A 25,769-nucleotide genomic window follows, 5' to 3' on the forward strand; every position below is an offset into this window, starting at 1 on the left:
CGAAGCCTGGCGACCTCAGGCGAAGAACCAGTAGCACACGCCGATGGAGGCGATGACCCCGGCCAGGTCCGCGGTCAGCGCGCAGCCCACCGCGTGGCGCGCGCGCTGCAGGCCGACCGAGCCGAAATAGACGGCGAGCACGTAGAAGGTGGTCTCGGTACTGCCCTGCACGGTGGCGGCGACCAGCGCCGGGAAACTGTCGACGCCGTGGGTCTGCATGGTCTCCAGCAGCATCGCCCGCGCCGCACTGCCGGAGAACGGCTTGACCAACGCGGTGGGCAGCGCCTCGACGAAGCGGCTGTCCCAGCCCAGCCCCTCGACCGCCCAGCGTATCCCGCCGAGTACCACTTCCAGCGCCCCGGAGGCGCGCAGCACGCCAACCGCGCAAAGCATCGCGACCAGGTAGGGCAACAGGTTCCTGGCGACGTCGAAACCTTCCTTCGCCCCCTCCACGAAGCTCTCGTAGACCGGCACCTTCTTCAGCGCGCCGACGATCAGGAACAGCACGATCAGGCTGAACAGCGTCAGGTTGCCCAGCAGCGAGGACAGCTGCGCCAGCGCGGTGGCCGAGAGCGTGCCGAGCACCGCCATGAAGCCGGCCAGCAGCAACGCGCCGGGGATCAGGTAGGCCAGCACCACCGGGTCCCACAAGCGCAGGCGCTGCATCAGCGCCACCGACAGCAGGCCGGCCAGGGTCGAGGCGCTGGTGGCCAGGAGGATCGGCAGGAATACCAGGGTCGGATCGGCCGCGCCCTGCTGCGCGCGGTACATGAAGATGGTCACCGGCAGCAGGGTCAGGGACGAGGCGTTGAGCACCAGGAAGAGGATCTGCGCATTGCTCGCGGTGGTGCTGCTGGGATTGAGTTCCTGCAGCGCCTTCATCGCCTTCAGGCCGATCGGCGTGGCGGCGTTGTCCAGGCCCAGGCCATTGGCGGCGAAGTTCAGGGTGATCAGGCCGATCGCCGGATGCCCCGGCGGCACTTCCGGCATCAGCCGGCGGAACAACGGACCGAGCAGCACCGCCAGGCGCTCCACCAGCCCGGCCTTCTCGGCGATGCGCAGGAAGCCGAGCCAGAGCGTCAGGGTGCCGAACAGCAGGACCATCACCTCGACCGCCAGCTTGGCCATGGCGAACAGGCTCTCCACCATCGCCGCGAACACCGTCGCATCGCCGCCGATCAACCAGCGCGCCAGCGCACTCGCCGCCGCCACCAGGAAAAAACCCAACCACAAGCCGTTCAGCATTCAGAATCCCCCGCGTTGCGCGGATGATAGCGGCGCAGGCGGTGCCGGCGCCAGAAACGCCGAGGCCCCGGACGATGCCGGGGCCTCCTGGGCGGGAAGCGGCCTTATTCGAGGGTGGCCTGCTTGCCCTTGGCTTCGCCGACCGCCTGCCGCAGGTGCGGCAGCGAATCCCAGTAGCGCTGGCCCTTGGCCGCGTCGTACATGCCTTCCCACTTGGAGATGACCAGCACCGCGAGGGCATTGCCGATCACGTTGAGGGCGGTGCGCGCCATGTCCATGATGCGGTCCACGCCGGCGATGAAGGCCAGGCCCTCGAGCGGGATGCCGACGCTGCCCAGGGTGGCGAGCAGCACCACGAAGGATACGCCCGGCACGCCGGCGATACCCTTGGAGGTCACCATCAGGGTCAGCACCAGCATGATCTGCTGGCCGATGGACAGGTCGATGCCGTAGAGCTGCGCGATGAAGATCGCCGCGATGCTCTGGTACAGGGTCGAGCCATCGAGGTTGAAGGAGTAGCCGGTGGGCACCACGAAGCTGCTGATCGCCTTCGGCGCGCCGTAGGCTTCCATTTTCTCGATGATGCGCGGCAGCACGGTTTCCGAGCTGGCGGTGGAATAGGCGAGGACCAGGTCGTCCTTGAAGATGCGGATCAGGCGCATGATCGAGAAGCCGAACATCCGCGCGATCAGGCCCAGCACCACCAGGGCGAAGAAGACGATGGCCACGTAGACCAGGATCACCAGCTTGGCCAGCGGCAGCAGCGAGGCGAAGCCGAAGTTGGCGACGGTCACCGCGATCAGGGCGAAGACACCGATAGGGGCGTACTTCATGATCATGTGGGTGACCTTGAACATGGTCTCGGAAACGCCCTGGAACACCTTCACCAGCGGCTCGCGCAGGTCGTTGGGCAGGCTCGACAGGCCGAGGCCGAACATCACCGAGAAGAAGATGATCGGCAGCATCTCGCCACGGGCGATGGCGGCGAAGACGTTGGAGGGAATCAGGTTGAGGATGGTCGCGATGAACGCATGGTCATGCTGCACTTCCTGGGTGGTCTTCTGGTACTGGGAAATGTCCACGGTACCCAGGGTGCTCATGTCGATGCCGGTGCCGGGCTGGAACAGGTTGGCCAGCAGCAGGCCGACGACGATGGCGACGGTGGTGACGATCTCGAAGTAGATGATGGTCTTCAGGCCGATGCGGCCAAGCTTCTTCGCGTCGCCGACGCCGGCGATGCCGACCACCAGCGAGGAAATCACGATCGGCACCACGATCATCTTGATCAGACGGATGAAGATGTCGCCGGCCGGTTGCAGCACGTTGGCGATCCACCAGGCCTTTTCGGCGCTGAAATGGTTGAGCACTGCGCCGACGGCGATACCGAGTGCCAGACCGATCACGATCTGCCAGGCGAGGCTTAGCTTGGCTTTACCCATGTTTCGTCACCCTTAATTCTTGTGGAAGTCGGGAGTCGCTCCAACGGGAGAGTCGCTCCCGACAGGCGAAAGGGCGCAATGATTCATGCGCTCCCCTACCCCGTCTAATGCCGTAAGTGACTGCCCCATGCCGAATCGGCATGAGAAATCACTAATGAAACGTCCGTCCCACAGGAAATTGCCCTTGATTTTCGTACAAGAACAGGGAGCGGAAGGCACTCCGTGCAAGGCCTGGGAGCCTCGTGCCCATCCTGGGAAGTTGAAAGTCGCTCATCATCGCTGCGATGGATGGTCACAGGACACGCAACGCCGTCCGGCACGCCATCGCCGGCTGTGGATAAGCGGCGTTCTGTGGATAACCGCGCGGTAAAGCCCTTCTGGGAGGGCGCCTCGGAACGCGCGGGTGGTCGATTGTAAAACGACTCCGCCATCCACAGGCATTGATCGATATCAGGGAAGTTCGCGGAGTATCGGTGCGGAAGCCGACGCTCCGCCGGACGGCGGAGCGTCGTACCCCTTCTATATATAGAAGCGCGCCGGAAGGCAGCGAGACATCGGTGGCTCCCCTCCGGCGCGTTTTCGCCTGGCCCGACCCCGAAGGAGGTACTCCCTGTACCCCTGGAACCCGCCGGATCGACCTCACCCAGCGCATCCCGGTCCCCTGGCCATGCCCCGCTGCGGGCGGGGCGGTGTCACGCAAGCCCGTTCCGCCTCAGTACCAGTTCGGATCGGCCTTGAGTTGTTCGTCGAGGATCTTCTGTACCGCCGGCTCCGGCTTGCCCAGCCAGCGGAAGCTGGCGTGCTTGCTCGGCGACTTGTCCTGCGGCAGCCCTTCGGGCACCTGCACGTAGAGCCCGTAGGCATGGCTCTTGTCCCAATCGAAGGCGACCAGCAGGCGCTGGCCCTTGCAATCGGACTTCTCGCAGAGACCGCCAACCAGATACTTGTCGCCCTGGTCGTCGACGGCATGCATCGGTGTAGCGGTTCCCGAGAGATTCATCACCCAGTCGGGCAAGCGGCTCTCGTCTTCCACCAGGTTCTGCCAGGCCTCGCGGTATCCGGCATCGGTGCTCTGCAATTCGTTCAAGCGGTATTCACCGTCCCTGTCGGCCGCCACCGCCAGCGAACTGGCGGCGGCACCGAGCAGCAGTGCGTTCATCAGGTTACGCATGAGTCGCATCGCTTTCTCCTTGGCATCCGGCTAGCCGCGACGGCGTCCGAAGAAGAACGAGACCACGAAGAGCACCAGGAACAGCACGAAGAGGATCTTCGCGATTCCGGTGGCGGCACCTGCGATGCCACCAAACCCGAGGACGGCAGCGATGATGGCGATGATCAGAAAGGTGATAGCCCAACTAAGCATGATGTTTTCTCCTGTGTGCCTTCGGAACTGTCGGTACCGCCTCGGGGCCGGGCCCATCGGGGTAGCGAACCGGCCTGTGTCCATTTTTTCTTCAGGGAGACCGTGACTACCTCATTGCACGCCCCATGCCAGCCTTTCTAAAAAATAAAAATACTTTTAATTCAATAAGTTATAAAAAAACCCAGGTAGTCTGCGCAGTTCATCCTGCACGACGCGACAAATTATTCCGGGCGTTTTGCACGATCGGCGCGGTACGCTGTCACATGCAACAGGGAAGCGACCCGGCACCTGCTACCCGGAGCCATCCGTGGAGCCGCCACGGCTTCCCGAAAACCCAAGAACAGCAACATCGGCAGGTTGCACGCCGCCCGGATGGGCGGCGGGGCGCTCTGCAACTTGCATGGGCTTTCCGGGGACTAACCCAGAAGCCGAATGGCAGTGAATTCCCTAGAGGATAAAAAGCAACGATGGAAACCACTTCCGAAAAACAGGGGCGCATCCTGCTGGTCGATGACGAGTCGGCGATCCTGCGCACTTTCCGTTATTGCCTCGAAGACGAAGGCTACAGCGTGGCCACCGCCAGCAGCGCGCCGCAGGCGGAGGCCCTGTTGCAGCGCCAGGTATTCGACCTGTGCTTCCTCGACCTGCGCCTGGGCGAAGACAACGGGCTCGACGTTCTCGCCCAGATGCGCGTCCAGGCGCCATGGATGCGCGTGGTGATCGTCACCGCGCATTCGGCGGTGGATACCGCGGTCGACGCCATGCAGGCCGGCGCGGTGGATTACCTGGTCAAGCCCTGCAGCCCGGACCAACTGCGCCTGGCCGCCGCCAAGCAACTGGAGGTGCGCCAACTGACCGCGCGCCTGGAGGCCCTGGAGGACGAAGTGCGCCGCCAGGGCGACGGCCTGGAATCGCACAGCCCGGCCATGGCCGCGGTACTGGAGACCGCGCGCCAGGTAGCGGCGACCGACGCCAACATCCTCATCCTCGGCGAATCCGGCTCCGGCAAGGGCGAACTGGCACGCGCCATCCACACCTGGAGCAAACGCGCGAAGAAGCCCCAGGTCACCATCAACTGCCCGTCGCTGACCGCCGAACTGATGGAAAGCGAACTGTTCGGGCACAGTCGCGGCGCCTTCACCGGTGCCACCGAAAGCACCCTGGGCAGGGTCAGCCAGGCTGACGGCGGCACCCTGTTCCTCGACGAGATCGGCGACTTCCCGCTGACCTTGCAACCCAAGCTGCTGCGCTTCATCCAGGACAAGGAATACGAACGCGTCGGCGATCCGGTGACCCGCCGCGCCGACGTACGCATCCTTGCCGCGACCAACCGCGACCTGGGCGCGATGGTCGCCCAGGGCCAGTTCCGCGAGGACCTGCTCTACCGCCTCAACGTGATCGTGCTCAACCTGCCTCCCCTGCGCGAACGCGCCGAGGATATCCTCGGCCTGGCCGAACGTTTCCTCGCCCGCTTCGTCAAGGACTACGGCCGCCCCGCCCGCGGCTTCAGCGAAGCCGCCCGCGAGGCCATGCGGCAATACCCCTGGCCGGGCAACGTACGCGAGCTACGCAACGTGATCGAGCGCGCCAGCATCATCTGCAACCAGGAACGGGTGGATGTCGACCACCTCGGTTTCAGCGCTGCGCAATCTGCCAGCAGCGCGCCGCGGATCGGCGAATCGCTGAGCCTGGAAGACCTGGAGAAAGCCCATATCACGGCGGTGATGGCCTCCAGCGCGACCCTCGACCAGGCCGCCAAGACCCTCGGTATCGATGCCTCGACCCTGTACCGGAAGCGCAAGCAGTACGGCCTATGAGCATGCCGCTGCCGATGAAGCTCCGGACCCGGTTGTTCCTCAGCATTTCCGCGCTGATCACCGTCTCGCTGTTCGGCCTGTTGCTCGGGTTGTTCAGCGTGATGCAGCTCGGCCGCGCTCAGGAGCAACGGATGTCGCACCACCACGCGACCATCGAGGTGAGCCAGCAGTTGCGCCAGCTGCTCGGCGACCAGTTGGTCATACTGCTCCGCGAAAAACCCGACGGGCAGGCCCTGGAGCGCTCGCAGAACGATTTCCGACGGGTCCTGGAACAGGGTCGGGCGAATACCGTCGACGGCGCCGAGCAGGCCGCCCTGGATGGCGTTCGCGACGCCTACCTGCAACTGCAGGCGCACACCCCGGCGCTGCTCAAGGCGCCCATGGCCGACAACGACGGCTTCAGCGAAGCTTTCAATACCCTGCGCCTACGCCTGCAGGACCTGCAGCAACTGGCGCTGGCCGGCATCAGCGACGCCGAGACCAGCGCCCGCCACCGAGCCTACCTGGTCGCCGGCCTGCTTGGCCTGGTGGGCGTCGCCATCCTGCTGATCGGTTTCGTCACCGCCCACAGCATCGCCCGGCGCTTCGGCGCACCGATCGAAACCCTGGCGCGGGCGGCGGACAGGATCGGCGAAGGCGATTTCGACGTGACCCTGCCGATGACCAACGTCGCCGAGGTCGGCCAGTTGACCCGGCGTTTCGGCCTGATGGCCGAGGCCCTGCGGCAGTACCGCAAGACCAGCGTCGAAGAGGTGCTTTCCGGCGAGCGGCGCCTGCAGGCGGTACTCGACAGCATCGACGACGGCCTGGTGATCTTCGACAACCAGGGACGCATCGAACACGCCAACCCGGTCGCGATCCGCCAGCTGTTCGTCTCCAACGACCCCCATGGCAAGCGGATCGACGAAATACTCAGCGATGTAGATGTCCAGGAGGCGGTGGAAAAGGCCCTGCTCGGCGAAGTCCAGGACGAGGCGATGCCCGACCTGGTGGTGGACGTCGCCGGCGAGTCGCGCCTGCTGGCCTGGTCGCTGTATCCGGTCACCCATCCTGGCGGGCATAGCGTCGGCGCGGTGCTGGTGGTCCGCGACGTGACCGAGCAGCGCGCCTTCGAACGGGTCCGCAGCGAATTCGTCCTGCGCGCCTCCCACGAACTGCGTACGCCGGTGACCGGCATGCAGATGGCCTTCAGCCTGCTCCGCGAACGCCTGGACTTCCCCGCGGAGTCACGGGAAGCGGACCTGATCCAGACGGTGGACGAAGAGATGTCGCGGCTGGTCCTGCTGATCAACGACCTGTTGAACTTCTCGCGCTACCAGACCGGCATGCAGAAGCTCGAACTGGCTTCCTGCGACCTCGTCGACCTGCTCACCCAGGCGCAGCAGCGTTTCACTCCCAAGGGCGAGGCCCGCCGGGTCTCGCTGCAACTGGAGCTGGGCGATGAACTGCCGCGCCTGCAGCTCGACCGCCTGCAGATCGAGCGGGTGATCGACAACCTGCTGGAAAACGCCCTGCGCCATAGCAGCGAAGGCGGGCAGATCCACCTGCAGGCCCGGCGCCAGGGCGACCGGGTGCTGATCGCGGTGGAAGACAATGGCGAAGGCATTCCCTTCAGCCAGCAAGGACGGATCTTCGAGCCTTTCGTCCAGGTTGGACGCAAGAAGGGCGGCGCCGGCCTCGGCCTGGCGCTGTGCAAGGAAATCATCCAGTTGCATGGCGGGCGCATCGCGGTGCGCTCGCAACCGGGCCAGGGCGCGCGCTTCTACATGCTGCTGCCGGTGTGACCGGGGCAGCTCCCGGCAGGCTTTTCCACAGGTCTCAGGAAGTCGGCACCGCCAGCAGCAGGGCGGCGGTTTCCAGGTCCGGCTCGCCATCGAAGCGGGCCGGACGGTATTTCATCTGGAAAGCGCCGATGACGTCGCGGGTGTCCTTCTCCAGCTCGCCGGTCTGCGGCACCAGGTAACCGTGCCGCGCCAACTGCTGCTGGAACCAGCGCACATCCGGCAGCTGGCCGTTCAGTTCGGCGAGCCGGCGCGCCAATTCGCCGGGCTTCGGCCAGGGCACCAGGCCGGCGTCAGCGAGGCGCTTCCAGGGGAACAGCGGACCTGGATCGACCTTGCGGCCCGGCGCGATATCGCTGTGTCCGATGATCCGGTCCGGGGTGATGCCGTGGCGCTTGGCGATGTCCTTCAGCAGGGGGATCAGCGCCTGGATCTGCGCTTCGCTGAACGGATACCAGACCCGCCCCTGGGGTGTATCGCGATAGCCTTGGTTGACGATCTCGATGCCGATCGAGGTGGCGTTCAGCCAGGTCCGGCCCTGCCATTCACTGACCCCGGCGTGCCAGGCGCGGCGGTTCTCATCCACCAGGCGGTAGACGGTGGCCGGCTCGTCGTCGCCGATCAGGTAGTGCGCGCTGACGCCACCGTGGGTGAGGATGCCCAGCGAATGCGGCAGATCGGTGGAGGTGTAGTGGAGGACGATGAACTGGACACGGCTGTCCTGGTTCGCCGAGGTGTAGTCGGTGTTCAGGCGCGGGCCGCTGGAGCAGCCGGCCAGCAGCGACAGGGTGAAAGCCAGTAGAACGAACGAACGCATGATGACTCCGAAAAAAATGGGCAGCGCGGTCAGGCGGTGATGTGCAACACGCTGCGCAGGTTGTCCAACAGCATATCGACGCTGAGCATGATCAGCAGCATGCCGGCCAGGCGCTCGATGGCGGTCAGCCCGCGCGGGCCGAGGAAACGCTGGAGGAACGCCGCCTGCAGCAGGATCAGCGCAGTAGCGGCCCAGGCCAGCACCACCGCCAGGTAAAGCTCCCACAGCGGACCGTCGAAGGTGGTGCGCAGGGTGATCAGCATCGCCAGCGCCGAGGGCCCGGCCACCGCCGGGGTGGCCAGGGGTACCAGCAGCGGCTCGCCGTCGGGCACTTCGCCGAGCAGCCCTTGGGGCGACGGGAAGATCAGGCGCATGGCGATCACGAACAGGATGATGCCACCCGCGATCCCGGTCGCCTCGCGGGACAGGCCGAGGCCGCTGAGGATGTGCTCGCCGAGGGTGAGGAAGAGCAGCAGCAGGCCCAGGGCGAAGGCCAGCTCGCGAAACGCCACGCGCAAGCGGCGCCCGGGGGCGACGCCTTTCAGCGCGGCGAGGAACACGGCGATGTTGCCGAAGGGATCGGTGACCAGAAAGATCAGGACGGCGACGCCGAACATATCCATGGGAGTTTCCAGAGCGGGACAGCCGGTCATTCTACCGGGCGGGACCATTCTAGCGAGCCGAGGCAACACCTGCAGGCGAGCCCGTCCCGAGTCGCCGGAATGTGCGCTGGTCGCCCTTCAGGCCACTTCCAGGCGGTCCCGGCCGGCGCGCTTGGCTCGATACAGCGCCTGGTCGGCGCGCTCGAAAACCACTTCGCCGGCCTCGTTGCCTTCGAACGCGGTGATGCCGGCGGAACAGGTGATGCTCAGGGGCTCGCCCTTGAAATGGAACGGACAGGCGGCGATCGCCGCGCGCAGCCGTTCGAGCAGTTGCCGGCCGGCTTCCAGGGACGTGGCCGGGAGCAGGACGACGAACTCCTCGCCGCCGAAACGGGCGATGAAATCGGCCTGGCGCAACCGTTTGCGCAATTCGCCGGCAATGATCTTCAGCACCTTGTCCCCGGCCAGGTGGCCGAAGTCGTCGTTGATCCGCTTGAAGTGGTCGATGTCCAGCACCGCCAGCAGCAGATCGCCGCCGTCCCGGTGCCGGCGCGCCACCTCCTGTTCCAGGCGCTCGCTGAGCGCCGCGCGGTTGGGCAGCCCGGTCAGCGGATCGGTCAGGGCTTTCTGTCGCTGGTCCTCCAGGTGGCTGTGGAACGCCTTGGCATCCTGTTCCATGCTGTTGACCCGTTCCATCAGCGCCTGCAGGCGGCCGGACACCTCCTGTTCGTGCTCGGCCTGTTCGCGCTGGTGTTCGTCCATGGAGGCGAGCAGGCCGTTCAGCCGGCTGTCCACCGCCAGCTTGAGGCTGTTCAGGTCGGTCGCCTGCTGCACGCTGGCCTGCAGGCCACTGACCTGCTCACGCAGCGATTGGTCGAAGCCGCGCGCGTTGTCCAACACGTCGGTATAGCCGGCGTGGGCGTCGCCCAGGTGGCCGAGGAAGCTTTCCAGGCGCTCGTTGAGTTGCCGCAGGTATTCCTCGAAGTCGCGCTGGCCACTGTCCGCCAGGGACAGCACCAGCACCGCCAGGTCGTCGAGTACCGGCACCAGCTCATACCAGTTCAGGCTGCCATCGATCCGCTCCCGCAGCGCCTCGGCCTGGGGCTGGTGGCTGCTCGGCAGGGACAGGCCGTCGAGCAGCCGCAGCAGGCTGGCCTCGATGTGCGGCGCCACCGCGCTGTAGCCGGGCTCCGGTATCGGCGGCGGCAGTTCGTAGGCCTCGTCTACCGCCTGCCCGTCGAGGTTATCCACAGGGGTGACCGGAGCTTCGGGCGCGCTTTCAACGTCCGCCAGCACTGCGCGCGGCGACTCCGCACCCGCGTCTTCCAGCGTCTCGCTAAAGCTCAGGCCTGCCGGTAGCGGCAGGCTGTCGAGCCAGATTTCCCGAGGCTCATCCAGCAGGATCTGGTTCGGCTCGCCACGCTCGGCGACCCCGACCCAACCCGCTGGCGCGCTTTCGATGGCGGCGACCGTGCGGGCGGGCAACGGCTGCGGCGGACCGCCTGGCGCCTCGTCGTGCTCGGCGACCGGCAGGGACGGCGCGGCCGCCGCCGGTTGGATCGGTGTATTGCTTGCCGCCACAACGGACGGCACCGATGCGCTCGGCTCCGCGGCGGTTTCCGACTCCTTGCCGCCGAACAGGCGTTGCAACAGGCTCGGGCGACCGTCTTCGGCATCGCCGCCCTTGCGCTCGGCCAGCGCCTGGCGTTGCAGCCTGCTCAGCTCGCTGAGCAGGATCGGAATCTCGCGCGACTGCCGGGCGCGCTCCTCGATATCGCGGGCGAACTGCTTCAGCGGCTTGCGCAGTTCCCGCGGCAGGTTCAGGGCCAGCAACTGCTGGGCCAGTTCGCCGAGGGCATCGATGTTCTGCTGGGTGCGTTGCTGGCGGCGTTGTTCGGAGTCGAGCACGGCCTTTTCCAGGCGCGGAATCAGGCCCGACAGGCCGGCGTCCATGTCGTCGCGACGGAGGATCTCGCGCAGCTCCTTCATGCACTGGTCGACCGCCTTGTCGCTGCCTTCGGCCGCCAGACTGCTACGCACCAGGCCGCGACGCAGCAGGTCGATGCGGGCATCCCAGCGCCGTTGCAGGCGCTCCTGCTGCTCGATGTTCTCCAGGTACTTGTCTTTCCAGCGCTGGACGTCGTCGCGACTCATGGCGGACTCCCGGCATCCCCGCGCACGACCAAGGCCTTGTCGCGCAGGTTGTCCGGCAGGCGAATCTCCACCGATACCGGCAGATGGTCGGAGATCGGCTGGTCGAGCACGTCGACCCGCTCGAGAGCGAGATCGGAACTGAGCAGGATATGGTCGAGATTGCGCTGCGGCCGCCAGCTGGGAAACGTCGCCTCGACCTGCGGCGCCATCAGGCCGAGGTCGCGCAGGGGCGAGTTTTCCAGAAGATCGACGGCGTGGGTGTTCATGTCGCCCATCAGCACCTGGTGGCGGTAGTCGCCGATCAGCTCGCGGATATAGGCGAGCTGGCGGGTGCGGGTGCGAGCGCCGAGAGCGAGATGCATCATCACTACCACCAGCGCGTCGGCGCCTTCGCCAAAGCGCACGAAGATCGCGCCGCGTCCCGGCGGACCAGGCAACGGATGATCTTCCAGCAGGGTCGGCCGCCAGCGGCTGAGCAGGCCGTTGCTGTGCTGGGCGATACGCCCGAGGTTGCGGTTGAGCTGCTGGTACCAGTAGGGGAACGCCCCCAACTGGGCCAGGTGCTCGACCTGGTTGACGTAGCCGGAACGCAGGCTGCCGCCGTCGGCTTCCTGGAGGGCGACGAGATCGTAGTCGGCGAGCAGTTCGCCGATCCGCTTCAGGTTGGTCGCCCGCCCCGCGTGGGGCAGCAGGTGCTGCCAACCGCGGGTCAGGTAGTGGCGGTAGCGCTCGGTGCTGATACCGACCTGGATGTTGAAGCTGAGAAGGCGCAGGCGGCCGTCGTCGGGCAACTCCCGCGAATCGTCACAGGAGGGGTTCACTCGCGGGTCGCAGCTGCCTGCGACCCGAGGTTCACGCTGCCAGCGGCGCAACATGCCGAATCACCTTGCCTACTTCTTGGCCGCTGCGCGCTCTTTCTCGATCAGGTAGTCGGCCAGCTTGAGGGTTTCCTCCGGACCACCGGCGGAGCCGATGTCGAAGCGGTATTTGCCATTGACCACCATGGTCGGTACGCCGGTGACCTGGTAGGCCATCGCCAGCTTCTTGGCCTTTTCCATCTGGCCCTTGATGGCAAAGGAATTATAGGTGCTCAGGAATTTTTCCTTGTCCACGCCCTTGCCGGCGAGGAAATCGGCCATTTCTTCCGGAGTGGCGAGCTTCTTGTGCTCCTTGTGGATCGCCTCGAACACGGCGTTGTGTACGTCATGCTCGACACCCATGCTTTCCAGGGTCAGGAACATCTGCCCATGGACGTTCCAGATACCGCCGAACAGGGCAGGCAGGCGCACGAAATGAACATCTGCCGGCAGCTTCTCGCTCCACGGCACGATGGTCGGCTCGAACGCGTAGCAATGCGGGCAGCCATACCAGAACAGTTCCACCACTTCGATCTTGCCCGGCTGGGACACCGGCACCGGGCTGCTCAGCTCGACGTATTCCTTGCCGGCGGTATAGTCGTCGGCCTGGGCGGCCATGCCGAACAGGCTGGCCATGGCCAGCATGGCGGTGAGAATCAGGTTACGCATCGTTCACTCCTAGGCGAGGTCAGTGCCGCTCTCCGGTCGGGTTCGGCCCGGTCAGTTCGACCGGGGGGAGCGGTCACGGGTTCCAGCATTGTAGCGATGGCGGACGCAAAAAAGGGCAGCCGAGGCCACCCTTTTTCATACATCTTTTTTGCCGTGCTACGCAGCGATCAGTGCAGACCCTGGATGTAGCTGGAAATCGCGGCGATGTCCTTGTTCGACAGCTTGGCGGCGATGGACTGCATGATCTTGGTGTCGCCGTCGTTGGTGCGGGTGCCTTCGCGGAAGTCGGTCAGCTGCTTGGCCACGTAGGTCGCGTGCTGGCCGCCCAGGTGCGGGAAACCGGCGGTTGCGATGCCGACGCCGCTCGGGGAATGGCAACCGGTGCAGGCCGGCATGCCTTCGGCGATCTTGCCGCCGCGGAACAGCGCTTCGCCCTGGGCCACCAGGTTCGGATCGGCCATGCCGACGCTCATCTTCTGGCTGGCGAAGTAGGCGGCGATGTCGGCCAGGTCCTGGTCGCTGAGGTTGGTCAGCAGGCCGGTCATTTCCAGCACGGTACGCTTGCCGTCCTTGATGTCATGCATCTGCTTGAGCAGGTAACGCTCGCCCTGGCCGGCCAGTTTCGGGAAGTTCGGCGCCGGGCTGTTGCCATCCGCACCGTGACAGGCGCCGCATACCGCGGCTTTCGCCTGGCCCGCGGCGGCATCGCCAGCGGCATGGGCAAGGCCGGTCAGACCCAGGGTCAACAGCAGACTCACGAGAAGTTTGTTCATCAGCTAATCCAATTACGGCTAAGGGTGAAAGATAGTGGGCTTCGGCTACTTCTTCACCATCCACTGGATGGTTGCCTGGTAGTCTTCGGCACTGCAGTCGGTGCACAGGCCGCGGGGCGGCATGGCGTTGAATCCGTTGGTCACATGCTGGACCAGGGTCGGCATGCCCTTGGCCAGCCGCGGCTCCCAGGCGGCATGGTCGCCCTTTTTCGGCGCCATCGGCAGCTGGCCGTCGTGACACGCGCCACAGGTCCGGTTGAACACTGCTTCCGGGTCCTGCGCCGCCTGCGCCGTAACGGCCACCGCAACGACTGTCGCTGCGAGCAGCAGTTTCTTCATGATCGTCCTCATCAGGGGGAACGCCCGCGTTCTACCGCGCGGAAAATGCTCTGTCCGTTCCCGCGCGCGCTCGACCCTGGGGGATAAAGCGCACACAAAATCCGCGGCATTATATACTTCCGATACCGAAACGGAAACGAAACAGCCCCCCGCGACACCGAGTCGCACCCCTGTGGATAACCCATGTCAGAGAAGAACCCCATCGTCGGCCTGTGCCAGAAGGCCAGCTTTCTCATCAGTGCCGCCCAGGTCGACCAGTGCCCCCCCGACGAGGGCCTGGAAGTCGCTTTCGCCGGGCGCTCCAATGCCGGCAAGTCGAGCGCGCTGAACACCCTCACCCACGCCAACCTGGCGCGCACCTCGAAAACCCCGGGACGTACCCAACTGCTCAATTTCTTCGCCCTGGACGACTCGCGGCGCCTGGTGGACCTGCCCGGCTACGGCTACGCGAAGGTGCCGATCCCCCTGAAGCAGCACTGGCAGCGCCACCTGGAAGCCTACCTGAGCAGCCGCGCAAGCCTGGCCGGGGTGTTCCTGATGATGGACATCCGCCACCCGCTCACCGACTTCGACCGACTGATGCTGGATTGGGCCCAGGCCAGCCAGCTACCGATCCATGTACTGATGACCAAGGCCGACAAGCTGGCCTTCGGCGCGGCCAAGAACGCCCTGCTCAAGGTACGCCGGGAAGTCCAGCAAGGCTGGGGCGACGTCGCCACCCTGCAACTGTTCTCCGCGCCCAAGCGCCAGGGCGTCGACGAGGCGCAAATGGTCCTGGCGCAATGGCTGGGCCTGCTGGACGAGGAACAAGAGGCGTTCGAGGAAGCCTGAATTCCAGGCAAAAAAAACCCCGAGCTTCGTATGGGGAGGGGGAAGTTCGGGGTTCAAGTCCGGACCGCTAGGGCGGGGTCCAGGAATCTGCCAACACTAAACACTGCAAAGGAGCATCGAAGGGCTCAAGAAGCCATTCGTGTGTTCTGACTGTCGGCAAAACGGGAAAGTTCAGCGCACCGCGAAAAACTTTTCCACGGCACCCTCACCGGGCACTCCGGACCTGCTCGCAAGGCCCGCCACACGGGCCTCGCAACCGTTCATCAGTGGGCTTCGTCCCAGTTCGAACCGACACCCGCCTCGACCACCAGCGGTACGTCCAGGGTCGCCGCGCCGCTCATCAGCGGGCGGATTCCCTCGCACACCTGCTCGACCAGGTCCTCGCGCACTTCCAGCACCAGTTCGTCGTGCACCTGGAGGATCACCCGGGCATCGAGGCCGCTTTCCTGCAGCCAGTTATCCACAGCGACCATGGCGCGCTTCATGATGTCCGCCGCGGTGCCCTGCATCGGCGCGTTGATCGCGGTGCGCTCGGCGGCCTTGCGCATGGCACCGTTCTTCGAATGGATCTCCGGCAGGTACAGGCGACGGCCGAACAGGGTTTCGACGAAGCCCTGCTCCGCGGCCTGGGCGCGGGTCCGTTCCATGTACGCCAGGACGCCGGGGTAGCGGGCGAAGTAACGGTCGATGTAGGCCTGGGCCTCCTTGCGCTCGACGCCGATCTGCTTGGCCAGGCCGAAGGCGCTCATGCCGTAGATCAATCCGAAGTTGATCGCCTTGGCGCTGCGTCGCTGGTCGCCGTTGACGTCTTCCAGCGGCACGCCGAAGACTTCCGCCGCGGTGGCGCGGTGTACGTCCAGGTCGTGGCGGAAGGCATCCAGCAGGCCATCGTCCTTGGCCAGGTGGGCCATGATCCGCAGCTCGATCTGCGAGTAGTCCGCGGCCAATAGCTTGTAGCCCTGCGGCGCGACGAACGCCTGGCGGATGCGCCGGCCCTCCGCGGTACGGATCGGGATGTTCTGCAGGTTCGGGTCGCTCGACGACAGCCGCCCGGTAGCCGCCACCGCCTGGTGGTATGAGGTATGGATGCGTCCGGTACGCAGGTTGATCTGCTCGGGCAGGCGGTCGGTGTAGGTGCTCTTGAGCTTGCTCATGGAGCGGTACTGCATGATCACCTTGGGCAGCTCGAAGTCCTGCTCGGCCAGTTCGGCGAGCACTGCCTCGGCGGTGGACGGCTGGCCGGTCGCGGTCTTGCTCAGAACCGGCAGGCCGAGCTTGTCGTAGAGGATCGCGCCGAGCTGCTTGGGCGAGCCGAGGTTGAATTCCTGCCCTGCCAGGTCGTATGCCTGGCGCTCCAGGGCGACCATCTTCTCGCCCAGTTCGCGGCTCTGGATGCCCAGCAGGTTGGCGTCGACCAGCGCGCCGTTGCGCTCGATCCGCGCCAGCACCGGTACCAGCGGCATCTCGATGTCGGTCAGGACCCTGGCCAGGGACGGGATCGCCTCCAGCTTCTGCCACAGGGCCTGGTGCAGGCGCAGGGTCACGTCGGCGTCCTCCGCCGCATAGGGCCCGGCCTGTTCGATGGCGATCTGGTCGAAGGTCAGTTGCTTGGCGCCCTTGCCGGCGATGTCCTCGAAACGGATGGTGCTGTGGCCGAGGTACTTCAGGGCCAGGCTGTCCATGTCGTGGCGAGTGGCGGTGGAGTCCAGCACATAGGACTCGAGCATGGTGTCGTAGGCTACGCCCCGCAGCGCGATGGGGGTGCTGGCATTGGCCAGGACATTGATGTCGTACTTGGCATGCTGGCCGACCTTGAGCTTCTTCGGATCCTCCAGCAGCGGTTTCAACGCACGCAGCACCGCGTCACGGTCCAGTTGCTCGGGAACGCCCATGTAGCTGTGGGCCAGCGGCACGTAGGCGGCCTCGCCCTCCTTCACGGCGAAGGACACCCCCACCACCTGCGCCTGCTGGGCGTCGATGCTGGTGGTCTCGGTATCGAAGGCGATCAGCTCGGCCTCCTCCAGCTTCTTCAGCCAGGCGTCGAACCCGGCCTGGTCGAGCACCACGTCGTAGTCGACCTCGGCCTGGATAGGCGTTTCCGCCTCGCCGTTCTCGCCGGCCTCCTTGGCCTCGCGCAGGAGGTCGTCCAGCCAGTTCTTGAACTCCAGCTCGCGGTACAGGGCGATCAGCGCTTCGCGCTGCGGCTCGCCGGGATACAGCTTGTCGATCTCCACGTCCAGTTCGACGTCGGTCTTGATGGTCGCCAACTGATAGGACAGGAACGCCTGCTCGCGATTTTCCTCGAGCTTCGCCGGCAAACCCTTGGCGCCGCGGATCGGTAGCTCGGGCACCTTGTCCAGGCTGGCGTAGAGCACCTCCAGGCCGCCACCGACGCCGGTCAGCAGGCCCAGCGCGGTTTTCTCGCCGACGCCGGGAACGCCGGGGATGTTGTCGACCTTGTCGCCCATCAGGGCGAGGAAATCGATGATCAGCTCAGGACCGACGCCGAATTTCTCTTTCACGCCATCCACGTCGAGGCGGCTACCGGTCATGGTGTTGACCAGCGTAATGTGCCCGTCGACCAGTTGCGCCATGTCCTTGTCGCCGGTGGAAATCACCACCGGGCGGTCAGCCGCGGCGCTGCTGCGCGCCAGGGTGCCGATCACGTCGTCGGCCTCGACCCCCTCCACGCACAGCAGCGGCAGGCCGAGGGCGCGGACGCTGGCATGCAGCGGCTCGACCTGGACCCGCAGGTCGTCGGGCATCGACGGCCGGTTGGCCTTGTACTCGGCGAACAGCTCGTCGCGGAAGGTCGGGCCCTTGGCGTCGAAGACCACCGCGAACGGGCTGTCCGGGTACTGCTTGCGCAGGCTCAGGAGCATGTTCAGCACGCCCTTCACCGCACCGGTGGGCTTGCCGGTCGAGGTGGTCAGCGGCGGCAGGGCATGGAAGGCGCGGTACAGGTACGAGGAACCGTCCACCAGGACGAGGGGCGCTTGGCTCATGAGGGGAATCAACCTTTTCCGGAGACCAGGGCGTGTAGAATGAACCCTGGACGATTCGATAAAGGAGCAAGGTTACCATGCGTACGCTGAACCGCTTGATGCTCGCCGGACTGCTGGCGTTCGCCCCGCTCGTCGCGATGGCGGCGGACGACGACGCGCCTTCCGGCGAGCCCGACGTAACCATCCGCCAGGAGGGCGACAAGACCATCCAGGAATACCGCGTGAATGGCTTCCTCTACGCCATCAAGGTGGTTCCCAAGCATGGCAAACCCTATTTCCTGGTCCGCGCTGACGGCAGCGATGGCAACTTCATTCGCTCCGACCAGCCGGACAAGCTGATTCCACAATGGGAGATCTTCAGCTGGTGATGTGCATTTCCAACCTGGCGAGGCCGCGCTGACATGTCGGTGTTCACCCCACTCGAACGCTCGACCCTGGAAGCCTTCCTCGCCCCCTACGACCTGGGCCGCCTGCGGGATTTCCGTGGCATCGCCGAAGGCTCCGAGAACAGCAACTTCTTCGTCAGCCTGGAACACGGCGAGTTCGTCCTGACCCTGGTCGAGCGCGGGCCGGTGCAGGACCTGCCGTTCTTCATCGAACTGCTCGACGTGCTCCACGAGGACGGCCTGCCGGTGCCCTACGCCCTGCGCACCCGCGACGGCGAGGCCCTGCGCCGTCTCGAAGGCAAGCCGGCGCTGCTGCAACCGCGCCTGGCCGGCCGCCACGAGCGGCAGCCGAACGCCCACCACTGCCAGGAAGTGGGCGATCTGCTCGGCCACCTTCACGCCGCCACCCGCGGGCGCATCCTCGAACGCCCGAGCGACCGTGGCCTGCCCTGGATGCTGGAACAAGGTGCCAACCTCGCCCCGCGACTACCGGAACGGGCCCGCGCCCTGCTCGCCCCGGCCCTGGCGGAGATCGCCGCGCTGGATGCCGAGCGCCCTGCGCTGCCGCGCGCCAACCTGCATGCCGACCTGTTCCGCGACAACGTGCTGTTCGACGGCCCGCACCTGGCCGGTCTGATCGACTTCTACAACGCCTGCTCCGGCTGGATGCTCTACGACCTGGCGATCACCCTGAACGACTGGTGCTCCAATGCCGACGGCAGCCTGGACCCGGACCGCGCCCGCGCCCTGCTCGCCGCCTACGCCAACCGCCGGCCGTTCACCGCGCTGGAAGCCGAGCACTGGCCGAGCATGCTGCGGGTCGCCTGCGTGCGCTTCTGGCTGTCGCGACTGATCGCCGCCGAGGCGTTCGCCGGACAGGACGTGCTGATCCATGATCCGGCGGAGTTCGAGATGCGCCTGGCGCAACGGCAGAACGTGGAGATTCATTTGCCGTTTGCGTTGTAGGTAGGAACCGCAGGAGTACGGCCGTCCTGCGGCCGCTCCCCCTTCAAAACCCATGCGGTTTGGCGTCTTGGGTGAGGCCGAGTTGACATCCTGTCGAGGCTTCGTCGTTCAGCCCACCCCCGGCCCGGCCATCCTGGCCGGTCGTTCGCCCTTCAAAACGCATGCGGTTCGGCGTCTTGGGGTGAGGCCGAGCCGACATCCTGTCGAGGCCTCGTCGTTCAGCCCACCCCCGGCCCGGCCATCCTGGCCGGTCGTTCGCATTGAAAAACGCATGCGGTTCGGCGTCTTGGGGTGAGGCCGAGCCGACATCCTGTCGAGGCTTCGTCGTTCAGCCCACCCCCGGCCCGGCCATCCTGGCCGGTCGTTCGCATTGAAAAACGCATGCGGTTCGGCGTCTTGGGGTGAGGCCGAGCCGACATCCTGTCGAGGCCTCGTCGTTCAGCCCACCCCCTGCCCGGCCATCCTGGCCGGTCGTTCGCCCTTCAAAACGCATGCGGTTCGGCGTCTTGGGTAAGGCCGAGCTGACATCCTGTCGAGGCTTCGTCGTTCAGCCCACCCCCGGCCCGGCCATCCTGGCCGGTCGTTCGCATTGAAAAACGCATGCGTTTTTCAAGTGCTCACCCACATTTCGAGTGTCCGCAGTTGAGGCAGGTGGCGCAGCCGTCCATCTGTACCACCGCCATGCTGTTGCACTTGCCGCACAGTTGCGCGCCGGCGGGGAAGCCTTCGCCCGGCTCGACCTTGCTGGTGCCCTGGGCGGCCTCGTAGGCGGCGCGTTTTTCCGCGAGGAAAAGACGCTGTTCCTCGTCCAGTTCAGGGCCACGCAACAGGCCGATGGCCGTCAGGTGGCGCTCCAGCACGCCGCCGATCTCGGCGACGATGGAAGGCATGTAGATGCCGCCTTTCTTCAGGTAGCCCCCGCGCGGGTCGAATACCGCCTTGAGTTCCTCGACAAGGAAGGTACAGTCGCCGCCCTTGCGGAAAACCGCGGACATGATGCGGGTAAGTGCGACGATCCACTGGAAATGATCCATGTTCTTCGAGTTGATGAAGATCTCGAAGGGACGCCGCTGCTCGTGCGCCGTGCCCGCGTTGAGGACCATGTCGTTGATGGTCACGTAGAGCGCGTGCTCGAACAGCGGCGACTTGATCTTGTAGGTGGCGCCGATCAGGGTATCCGGGCGCTCCAGGGTCTCGTCCATCTGCACCACCGACGCGGCTTCCGCGGCGGCGGCAAGGGCCTGCTCCTCGGCTTCGTTGACGACCTTGAAGCCCTTGATCTTCTGCGTGATCTTGACTGCTGACATATCGATTCCCCCGGCCTCAGTACTTGCCGTAATAGCCTTCTTTCAAGGCGTCGAAGAGGTTGGCGGCGGTATGGATCTCACCGTCGTACTCGACCTGCTCGTTGCCCTTGAACTCCACCACGCTGCCGTCCTCCAGTTCGAAGCGGTAGCGGGTCTTCTCCAGGTCGGACTCCTTGACCAGCACGCCCTGGAACGCCTCGGGATTGAAGCGGAAGGTGGTGCAGCCCTTGAGTCCCTGGTGCCAGGCGTAGCGGTAGATGTCCTTGAAGTCCTCGAACGGGTAGTCGGTGGGCACGTTGGCGGTCTTGGAGATCGACGAATCGCCCCACTTCTGCGCCGCCGCCTGGATGTCCACGTGCTGCGCCGGGGTGACGCTGTCGGCGGTGATGAAGTAGTCCGGCAGGCGTCGCGCCGGGTCGTCGCTGTCCGGCAGGGCCTGGGCGTTGACCAGGGTCCGGTAGGCCAGCAGCTCGTAGCTGTAGACCTCGACCTTTTCCTTGGTCTTGCGGCCTTCGCGGATCAGGTTGCGCGAATAATGGTGGGCGAAGCTCGGCTCGATGCCGTTGGAGGCATTGTTGGCCAGGCTCAGGCTGATGGTCCCGGTCGGCGCGATGGAGCTGTGGTGGGTGAAGCGCGCGCCGGTTTCAGCCAACGCCTCGATCAGTTCCGGAGCATGTTCGGCGACCCGTTGCATGTAGCGGGAATACTTGGCGTGAAGCACGCTGCCGCGGATGCGGTCGCCGGCCTTATAGCCATCGGCGGCCATTTCCGGACGCTTGCGAAGCATTTCCGCGGTGACTTCGTAGTCCTGCGCCAGGATCGGCGCCGGGCCCTTCTCCCTGGCCAGCTCCAGGGCCACTTCCCAGCCCACCAGGGCCATTTCCCGCGCCACTTCCTCGGTGAATACGCAGGCCTCGGGACTGCCGTAGCGCAGCTTGAGCAGGGTCAGGGTCGAGCCCAGGCCGAGGAAGCCCATGCCATGCCGGCGCTTGCCAAGGATTTCCTGGCGTTGCTGTTCCAGCGGCAGGCCGTTGATTTCCACCACGTTGTCGAGCATCCGGGTAAACACCCGCACCACTTCGCGGAAACGGTCCCAGTCGAAGCGCGCCTCGTCGCCAAATGGCTGCTCGACGAAGCAGGTGAGGTTGACCGAGCCGAGCAGACACGAGCCGTACGGCGGCAGAGGCTGCTCGCCGCAGGGGTTGGTGGCGCGGATCGCCTCGCACCACCAGTTGTTGTTCAGTTCGTTGACCCGGTCGATGAGGATGAAGCCCGGCTCCGCATAGTCGTAGGTGGAGACCATGATCATGTCCCACAGGTGGCGGGCGCGGACCTGGCCGTAGACCTTGCAGGCAACCAGCCCGTCGGCGCGCTGGACGTAGTCGTCCTGGATCGGCCATTCGCGCCAGACCACCGCGTTGGGGTCGTCGAGGTCGATCTCGTCGCGCTCCTTCACGTGCACCGGGAATACCAGCGGCCAGTCGGCGTCCTGTTCCACCGCCTGCATGAACTGGTCGGTGATCAGCAGGCTCAGGTTGAACTGGCGCAAGCGCCCGTCCTCGCGCTTGGCGCGGATGAATTCGCGGACGTCCGGGTGGCTGACATCGAAGGTGCCCATCTGCGCGCCGCGGCGGCCGCCGGCGGAGCTGACGGTGAAGCACATCTTGTCGTAGATGTCCATGAACGACAGCGGCCCGCTGGTGTAGGCACCGGCACCGGAAACGTAGGCGCCGCGCGGGCGCAGGGTGCTGAACTCATAGCCGATGCCGCAGCCGGCCTTGAGCGTCAGGCCGGCCTCGTGGACTTTCTCGAGGATGTTGTCCATGGAGTCCTGGATGGTCCCGGACACCGTGCAGTTGATGGTCGAGGTGGCCGGCTTGTGCCCCAGGGCGCCGGCATTGGAAATGATCCGGCCGGCCGGGATGGCGCCGTTGCGCAGGGCCCAGAGGAAGCGCCCGTACCAGTGTTCGCGGGAGGCCTTGTCCTCGACATCGGCAAGGGCGCGGGCGACGCGTTGCCAGGTACCGTCGACGCTGGCATCCACCGGCGTACCGTCCTTGCTCTTGAGCCGGTACTTCTTGTCCCAGATATCCTGCGACGCGTCCTGCAGGGCGATGGTCCCGCGTTCGGTGCGGGGACTGCGTGCGTCTGTCTTGGCCATCCGCTGATTAACCTCCCGATGGTTGTTGGGGCGTCCGAAGCCGGCCACCGTACGCAACATCTAGTTATCCGTACCTGACGGGAATCAATATCTTGTGTCAGGCAGCAACAGACAACCTTAGTCATCGGGACGCCGCGCGCAAGAGGGCGCGGCCATCAGTCACGGGTTTTCAGAGCTTTTCCAGACAGCCGGCAAATTCGCCTGCCAGGTTGTTCAGAAGATTCTCATAGCCGTTGGCGTCCACGCTCACGTTCACGCCCAGGTCGTCCAGTTCGGCCAGGCGCACCGGCAGGCCTTCGCTGAGGGTGTCGGCCAGCCGCGGTCGAAGCGGCGGCTCGCTGAAGATGCAGGCCGGACCGGCGGCCTTCAGCTGGGCGCGCATGGCGGCGACATGGCGTGCTCCCGGCTGGACCTCCGCGGATACCGCGAACACGCCGGTATGGCGCAGCCCATAGGCTTCCTCGAAATAATCGAAGGCTTCGTGGAAGACGAAGAAAGGCTTGCCGGCAAGCTTGCCCAGGCGTTCGCGGAGTTTCCCGTCGAGCCCGCCGAGGCGCTCCTCGAAGGCCTTCAGGTTGGCCCGGTAGCGCCCGGCGTTGGCCGGGTCGACCTGGGCCAGGTCCTCGGCCATCCGCGCGGCGATGGTGCGGGCGTTGGCCGGCAACAGCCAGAGGTGGGCGTCGAGCATGCCGGGACGATGGTCATGGTCGTGCTCGTCGTGCCCGGCATGCTCCTCTTCCTCGAAATTGACGAACTTGCGCAGGTGCATGCCCGGCAGGTCCTGCACCGCGACGCTGGTGCCCTGGCGGCCGGCGAGCACCTTGGGCAGGAAGTTCTCCAGGTCCGGGCCGATCCAGTAGAACAATTGCACCTCGCGCAGCCGCCGTACGTCGGAAGGACGCAGGGCGTACTGGTGTGGCGAGGCGCCCGGCGGCAGCAGTACGTCCGGCTGGCCGACGCCGTCCTGGATGGCCGCGGCGACCAGTTGCAGCGGTTTGATGCTGGTCAGCACGCTGACCTCGGCGCGCGCCGGCGAAGCCAGCAGGAACAGGGCGAAGCAGGCGGACAGCAGGGCAAAGGGACGCAGGGTCACGGCGGCACTCACATGAAAGGTGGTTAGCGGGTAATATAATAACGTCTCTACCCTCGAGCGTCGCAGCCCATGTACAAGATTGCGCCCAAGACCCCGCTGGCCTGCCAGCCCCATGACCACAGCCAGTGCGTCAGCACCGCGCTGGCCGAGGCCGATGCGCTGTGCGCGCGCCAGGGCGTGCGCCTGACCGAACTGCGGCGGCGCGTGCTGGAACTGGTCTGGCAGAGCCACAAGCCGCTGGGGGCCTACGATATCCTCGCGGTGCTCAGCGAAACCGACGGCCGCCGCGCCGCGCCGCCGACCGTCTACCGCGCGCTGGACTTCCTCCAGGAGAACGGCCTGGTGCACCGCATCGCCTCGCTCAACGCATTCGTCGGCTGCAACAACCCGGAGCACAGCCACCAGGGCCAGTTCCTCATCTGCCGCACCTGCCACACCGCGATCGAGCTGGAACAGCCGGATATCAGCCGGGCCATCGTCGCCGGAGCGAACAGCGTCGGCTTCGCCGTTGAAAGCCAGACCGTCGAGGTGGTCGGCCTCTGCGGCACCTGCCGGGACCAGAAGGACGCCTGATGGACAACGCGCTGGTGCGGCTGACCCAGGTCGGCGTGTCCTTCAACGGCCAGGCGGTGCTGAGCGATGTCGACCTGGCCATCGAGCCCGGCCAGATCGTCACCCTGATCGGCCCCAACGGCGCCGGCAAGACCACCCTGGTACGCAGCGTGCTCGGCCTGCTCAAGCCGCACGTCGGCGAGGTCTGGCGACGGCCGCGGCTGACCATTGGCTACATGCCGCAGAAACTCCACGTCGACGCCACCCTGCCGCTCAGCGTACTGCGCTTCCTCCGCCTGGTACCCGGGGTCAGGCGCGAGCAGGCGCTGGCGGCGTTGCGCGAGGTCGGCGCGTCGCACGTGCTGGAGCGACCGCTGCAAAGCATTTCCGGCGGCGAACTGCAACGCGTGCTGCTGGCCCGCGCTCTGCTGCGCAAGCCCGAGCTACTGGTGCTCGACGAGCCGGTGCAGGGCGTCGACGTCGCCGGCCAGGCCGAACTCTACCGCCTCATCGGCAAACTGCGCGACCGCTACGGCTGCGGTGTGCTGATGGTCTCCCACGACCTGCACCTGGTGATGAGTGCCACCGACCAGGTGGTCTGCCTGAACCGCCATGTCTGCTGCTCAGGGCACCCCGAGCAGGTCAGCGGCGACCCGGCCTTCGTCGAGCTGTTCGGCCAGGACGCTCGCAGCCTGGCGATCTACCACCACCATCACGACCACGCCCACGACCTCCACGGCGAGGTGGTCAAGGCCGGTCCCGGCGCCTTGCCTCCAGGCACCCGCTTCACTCCTGTCCACAAGCACGGCCCCGACTGCAACCATGGCTGACTTCCTGCTCAACGCCCTCCTCGCCGGCCTCGCCCTGGCCCTGGTGGCTGGCCCCCTGGGCTCCTTCGTGGTCTGGCGGCGGATGGCCTATTTCGGCGATACCCTGTCCCACGCCGCACTGCTCGGGGTAGCCCTGGGTTTCCTCCTCGATGTCAGCCCGACCCTGGCTGTGACCGTCGGCTGCGTGCTGCTCGCGGTGCTGCTGGTGACCCTGCAGCAGCGCCAGCCGCTGGCCGCCGACACCCTGCTGGGCATCCTCGCCCACAGCACCCTGTCGCTGGGCCTGGTCACCCTGAGCTTCATGAAGGAAGTGCGGGTCGACCTGATGGCTTACCTGTTCGGCGATCTGCTGGCGGTGAGCGCCAGCGACCTGCTGTGGATAATCGCCGGCAGCGCGCTGGTCCTGGCACTGATCTGCTTCCTCTGGCGGCCGCTGCTGGCGATCACCGTGCACGAGGAACTGGCGAAGGTGGAAGGCCTGCCGGTCGGAGCGATCCGCCTGGCGCTGATGTTGCTGATCGCCATCGTCATCGCCGTGGCGATGAAGATCGTCGGCGTACTGCTGATCACCTCGCTGCTGATCATTCCCGCCGCCGCCGCCCAGCGCCATGCCCGCAGTCCCGAGCAGATGGCGGTCGGTGCCAGCCTGCTGGGACTGGTCGCGGTGTGCGCCGGCCTGGCCCTGTCCTGGTTCAAGGATACCCCCGCCGGCCCCTCGATCGTGGTCAGCGCCGCCGGCCTGTTCCTGCTGAGTTTTGTCCTGCCCCGCCGCACGGTGTAGA

General features: G+C 65.9%; 23 protein-coding genes. 8 read left to right on the forward strand and 15 right to left on the reverse strand.

Features of this window, described 5'->3' with window-relative positions; genetic code table 11:
• Positions 1 to 15: 15 nt before the first annotated feature.
• From VQ065_RS31315 to VQ065_RS31330, 4 genes are all read right to left on the reverse strand, one after another.
• Positions 16 to 1,245, reverse strand: coding sequence for a nucleoside recognition domain-containing protein (locus VQ065_RS31315; RefSeq protein ID WP_003096953.1), 1,230 nt, complete (start codon positions 1,243 to 1,245; stop codon positions 16 to 18).
• A 104-nt stretch (positions 1,246 to 1,349) separates the two neighbouring features.
• Complete coding sequence (gltP, locus tag VQ065_RS31320; RefSeq protein ID WP_003096956.1) at positions 1,350 to 2,684, reverse strand: glutamate/aspartate:proton symporter GltP; 1,335 nt, start codon at positions 2,682 to 2,684, stop codon at positions 1,350 to 1,352.
• A gap of 712 nt (positions 2,685 to 3,396) precedes the next feature.
• Positions 3,397 to 3,864, reverse strand: a complete 468-nt coding sequence (locus VQ065_RS31325) for an inhibitor of vertebrate lysozyme family protein (protein WP_003096958.1) — start codon at positions 3,862 to 3,864, stop codon at positions 3,397 to 3,399.
• Between the two features lie 21 nt (positions 3,865 to 3,885).
• The gene (locus VQ065_RS31330; RefSeq protein WP_003096961.1) at positions 3,886 to 4,047 is read right to left on the reverse strand and encodes a DUF1328 domain-containing protein; all 162 of its coding nucleotides are present in this window, start codon (positions 4,045 to 4,047) and stop codon (positions 3,886 to 3,888) included.
• A 467-nt stretch (positions 4,048 to 4,514) separates the two neighbouring features.
• On the opposite strand from VQ065_RS31330, the gene algB reads away from it, so the two are divergent.
• The gene (algB, locus tag VQ065_RS31335; RefSeq protein WP_003096964.1) at positions 4,515 to 5,864 is read left to right on the forward strand and encodes a sigma-54-dependent response regulator transcription factor AlgB; all 1,350 of its coding nucleotides are present in this window, start codon (positions 4,515 to 4,517) and stop codon (positions 5,862 to 5,864) included.
• Positions 5,861 to 7,648: a KinB sensor domain-containing domain gene (locus tag VQ065_RS31340; protein ID WP_003096967.1), complete on the forward strand. Its 1,788-nt coding sequence runs from the start codon at positions 5,861 to 5,863 to the stop codon at positions 7,646 to 7,648. The genes algB and VQ065_RS31340 overlap by 4 nt, the downstream gene beginning before the upstream one ends.
• Before the next feature lie 34 nt (positions 7,649 to 7,682).
• On the opposite strand, the gene ampDh2 is transcribed toward VQ065_RS31340, so the two are convergent.
• From ampDh2 to VQ065_RS31375, 7 genes are all read right to left on the reverse strand, one after another.
• The gene (ampDh2, locus tag VQ065_RS31345; RefSeq protein ID WP_003096970.1) at positions 7,683 to 8,462 is read right to left on the reverse strand and encodes an N-acetylmuramoyl-L-alanine amidase AmpDh2; all 780 of its coding nucleotides are present in this window, start codon (positions 8,460 to 8,462) and stop codon (positions 7,683 to 7,685) included.
• A 29-nt stretch (positions 8,463 to 8,491) separates the two neighbouring features.
• Positions 8,492 to 9,085: a MarC family protein gene (locus VQ065_RS31350; RefSeq protein ID WP_003096971.1), complete on the reverse strand. Its 594-nt coding sequence runs from the start codon at positions 9,083 to 9,085 to the stop codon at positions 8,492 to 8,494.
• 117 nt (positions 9,086 to 9,202) lie between these two features.
• On the reverse strand, positions 9,203 to 11,218 hold the full coding sequence (gene dgcP / locus VQ065_RS31355) for a diguanylate cyclase DgcP (protein WP_003096973.1): 2,016 nt from the start codon (positions 11,216 to 11,218) through the stop codon (positions 9,203 to 9,205).
• Complete coding sequence (locus tag VQ065_RS31360) at positions 11,215 to 12,093, reverse strand: endonuclease/exonuclease/phosphatase family protein (RefSeq protein WP_003096975.1); 879 nt, start codon at positions 12,091 to 12,093, stop codon at positions 11,215 to 11,217. Before VQ065_RS31360 ends, dgcP begins: the two co-directional genes overlap by 4 nt.
• Positions 12,094 to 12,108: 15 nt before the next feature.
• Positions 12,109 to 12,744: a thiol:disulfide interchange protein DsbA gene (dsbA, locus tag VQ065_RS31365; RefSeq protein WP_003096976.1), complete on the reverse strand. Its 636-nt coding sequence runs from the start codon at positions 12,742 to 12,744 to the stop codon at positions 12,109 to 12,111.
• Positions 12,745 to 12,911: 167 nt separating this feature from the next.
• Complete coding sequence (locus tag VQ065_RS31370; RefSeq protein ID WP_003102831.1) at positions 12,912 to 13,517, reverse strand: c-type cytochrome; 606 nt, start codon at positions 13,515 to 13,517, stop codon at positions 12,912 to 12,914.
• A 45-nt stretch (positions 13,518 to 13,562) separates the two neighbouring features.
• Complete coding sequence (locus VQ065_RS31375; protein ID WP_003096979.1) at positions 13,563 to 13,856, reverse strand: c-type cytochrome; 294 nt, start codon at positions 13,854 to 13,856, stop codon at positions 13,563 to 13,565.
• A gap of 183 nt (positions 13,857 to 14,039) precedes the next feature.
• Between VQ065_RS31375 and yihA the strand changes: the two genes are divergently transcribed.
• Positions 14,040 to 14,687, forward strand: coding sequence for a ribosome biogenesis GTP-binding protein YihA/YsxC (gene yihA / locus VQ065_RS31380; RefSeq protein WP_003096980.1), 648 nt, complete (start codon positions 14,040 to 14,042; stop codon positions 14,685 to 14,687).
• A gap of 263 nt (positions 14,688 to 14,950) precedes the next feature.
• Here the strand turns inward: yihA and polA are convergent, their stop codons facing one another.
• A complete protein-coding gene (polA, locus tag VQ065_RS31385; protein ID WP_003096982.1) occupies positions 14,951 to 17,692 on the reverse strand; it encodes a DNA polymerase I in 2,742 nt (913 codons plus the stop codon).
• Positions 17,693 to 17,769: 77 nt separating this feature from the next.
• Between polA and VQ065_RS31390 the strand changes: the two genes are divergently transcribed.
• Entirely contained in the window at positions 17,770 to 18,060 is a 291-nt protein-coding gene (locus VQ065_RS31390; RefSeq protein ID WP_003096984.1) for a DUF2782 domain-containing protein, read from the forward strand.
• 33 nt (positions 18,061 to 18,093) lie between these two features.
• On the forward strand, positions 18,094 to 19,044 hold the full coding sequence (locus VQ065_RS31395; protein ID WP_003096985.1) for a homoserine kinase: 951 nt from the start codon (positions 18,094 to 18,096) through the stop codon (positions 19,042 to 19,044).
• Positions 19,045 to 19,661: 617 nt separating this feature from the next.
• On the opposite strand, the gene VQ065_RS31400 is transcribed toward VQ065_RS31395, so the two are convergent.
• The 3 genes from VQ065_RS31400 to VQ065_RS31410 form a co-directional block, all read right to left on the reverse strand.
• Positions 19,662 to 20,351 (reverse strand): TSCPD domain-containing protein, encoded by a 690-nt coding sequence (locus tag VQ065_RS31400; protein WP_003096987.1) that lies wholly within the window; start codon positions 20,349 to 20,351, stop codon positions 19,662 to 19,664.
• A 16-nt stretch (positions 20,352 to 20,367) separates the two neighbouring features.
• Positions 20,368 to 22,572, reverse strand: coding sequence for an adenosylcobalamin-dependent ribonucleoside-diphosphate reductase (locus tag VQ065_RS31405; RefSeq protein ID WP_014604136.1), 2,205 nt, complete (start codon positions 22,570 to 22,572; stop codon positions 20,368 to 20,370).
• Positions 22,573 to 22,681: 109 nt separating this feature from the next.
• On the reverse strand, positions 22,682 to 23,605 hold the full coding sequence (locus tag VQ065_RS31410; RefSeq protein ID WP_003096990.1) for a zinc ABC transporter substrate-binding protein: 924 nt from the start codon (positions 23,603 to 23,605) through the stop codon (positions 22,682 to 22,684).
• 69 nt (positions 23,606 to 23,674) lie between these two features.
• On the opposite strand from VQ065_RS31410, the gene zur reads away from it, so the two are divergent.
• The 3 genes from zur to znuB are packed head-to-tail and all read left to right on the forward strand — an operon-like array spanning position 23,675 to position 25,768.
• Complete coding sequence (gene zur, locus VQ065_RS31415) at positions 23,675 to 24,178, forward strand: zinc uptake transcriptional repressor Zur (protein ID WP_003096992.1); 504 nt, start codon at positions 23,675 to 23,677, stop codon at positions 24,176 to 24,178.
• Entirely contained in the window at positions 24,178 to 24,987 is an 810-nt protein-coding gene (gene znuC / locus VQ065_RS31420) for a zinc ABC transporter ATP-binding protein ZnuC (RefSeq protein ID WP_003096993.1), read from the forward strand. The genes zur and znuC overlap by 1 nt, the downstream gene beginning before the upstream one ends.
• Entirely contained in the window at positions 24,980 to 25,768 is a 789-nt protein-coding gene (gene znuB, locus VQ065_RS31425; RefSeq protein WP_003096998.1) for a zinc ABC transporter permease subunit ZnuB, read from the forward strand. The genes znuC and znuB overlap by 8 nt, the downstream gene beginning before the upstream one ends.
• Position 25,769 lies beyond the last annotated feature (1 nt).

It is taken from the genome of Pseudomonas sp. KBN10P06128 (assembly GCF_037574945.1).
In the GTDB taxonomy this organism is placed as follows: domain Bacteria; phylum Pseudomonadota; class Gammaproteobacteria; order Pseudomonadales; family Pseudomonadaceae; genus Pseudomonas; species Pseudomonas aeruginosa.

Bases quoted from the DNA above. Each gene is read 5' to 3' on its own strand.
- VQ065_RS31315 (WP_003096953.1), bottom strand. From the start codon at position 1,245: ATGCTGAACGGCTTGTGGTTGGGTTTTTTCCTGGTGGCGGCGGCGAGT.
- gltP (WP_003096956.1), bottom strand. From the start codon at position 2,684: ATGGGTAAAGCCAAGCTAAGCCTCGCCTGGCAGATCGTGATCGGTCTG.
- VQ065_RS31325 (WP_003096958.1), bottom strand. From the start codon at position 3,864: ATGCGACTCATGCGTAACCTGATGAACGCACTGCTGCTCGGTGCCGCC.
- VQ065_RS31330 (WP_003096961.1), bottom strand. From the start codon at position 4,047: ATGCTTAGTTGGGCTATCACCTTTCTGATCATCGCCATCATCGCTGCC.
- algB (WP_003096964.1), top strand. From the start codon at position 4,515: ATGGAAACCACTTCCGAAAAACAGGGGCGCATCCTGCTGGTCGATGAC.
- VQ065_RS31340 (WP_003096967.1), top strand. From the start codon at position 5,861: ATGAGCATGCCGCTGCCGATGAAGCTCCGGACCCGGTTGTTCCTCAGC.
- ampDh2 (WP_003096970.1), bottom strand. From the start codon at position 8,462: ATGCGTTCGTTCGTTCTACTGGCTTTCACCCTGTCGCTGCTGGCCGGC.
- VQ065_RS31350 (WP_003096971.1), bottom strand. From the start codon at position 9,085: ATGGATATGTTCGGCGTCGCCGTCCTGATCTTTCTGGTCACCGATCCC.
- dgcP (WP_003096973.1), bottom strand. From the start codon at position 11,218: ATGAGTCGCGACGACGTCCAGCGCTGGAAAGACAAGTACCTGGAGAAC.
- VQ065_RS31360 (WP_003096975.1), bottom strand. From the start codon at position 12,093: ATGTTGCGCCGCTGGCAGCGTGAACCTCGGGTCGCAGGCAGCTGCGAC.
- dsbA (WP_003096976.1), bottom strand. From the start codon at position 12,744: ATGCGTAACCTGATTCTCACCGCCATGCTGGCCATGGCCAGCCTGTTC.
- VQ065_RS31370 (WP_003102831.1), bottom strand. From the start codon at position 13,517: ATGAACAAACTTCTCGTGAGTCTGCTGTTGACCCTGGGTCTGACCGGC.
- VQ065_RS31375 (WP_003096979.1), bottom strand. From the start codon at position 13,856: ATGAAGAAACTGCTGCTCGCAGCGACAGTCGTTGCGGTGGCCGTTACG.
- yihA (WP_003096980.1), top strand. From the start codon at position 14,040: ATGTCAGAGAAGAACCCCATCGTCGGCCTGTGCCAGAAGGCCAGCTTT.
- polA (WP_003096982.1), bottom strand. From the start codon at position 17,692: ATGAGCCAAGCGCCCCTCGTCCTGGTGGACGGTTCCTCGTACCTGTAC.
- VQ065_RS31390 (WP_003096984.1), top strand. From the start codon at position 17,770: ATGCGTACGCTGAACCGCTTGATGCTCGCCGGACTGCTGGCGTTCGCC.
- VQ065_RS31395 (WP_003096985.1), top strand. From the start codon at position 18,094: ATGTCGGTGTTCACCCCACTCGAACGCTCGACCCTGGAAGCCTTCCTC.
- VQ065_RS31400 (WP_003096987.1), bottom strand. From the start codon at position 20,351: ATGTCAGCAGTCAAGATCACGCAGAAGATCAAGGGCTTCAAGGTCGTC.
- VQ065_RS31405 (WP_014604136.1), bottom strand. From the start codon at position 22,572: ATGTTGCGTACGGTGGCCGGCTTCGGACGCCCCAACAACCATCGGGAG.
- zur (WP_003096992.1), top strand. From the start codon at position 23,675: ATGTACAAGATTGCGCCCAAGACCCCGCTGGCCTGCCAGCCCCATGAC.
- znuC (WP_003096993.1), top strand. From the start codon at position 24,178: ATGGACAACGCGCTGGTGCGGCTGACCCAGGTCGGCGTGTCCTTCAAC.
- znuB (WP_003096998.1), top strand. From the start codon at position 24,980: ATGGCTGACTTCCTGCTCAACGCCCTCCTCGCCGGCCTCGCCCTGGCC.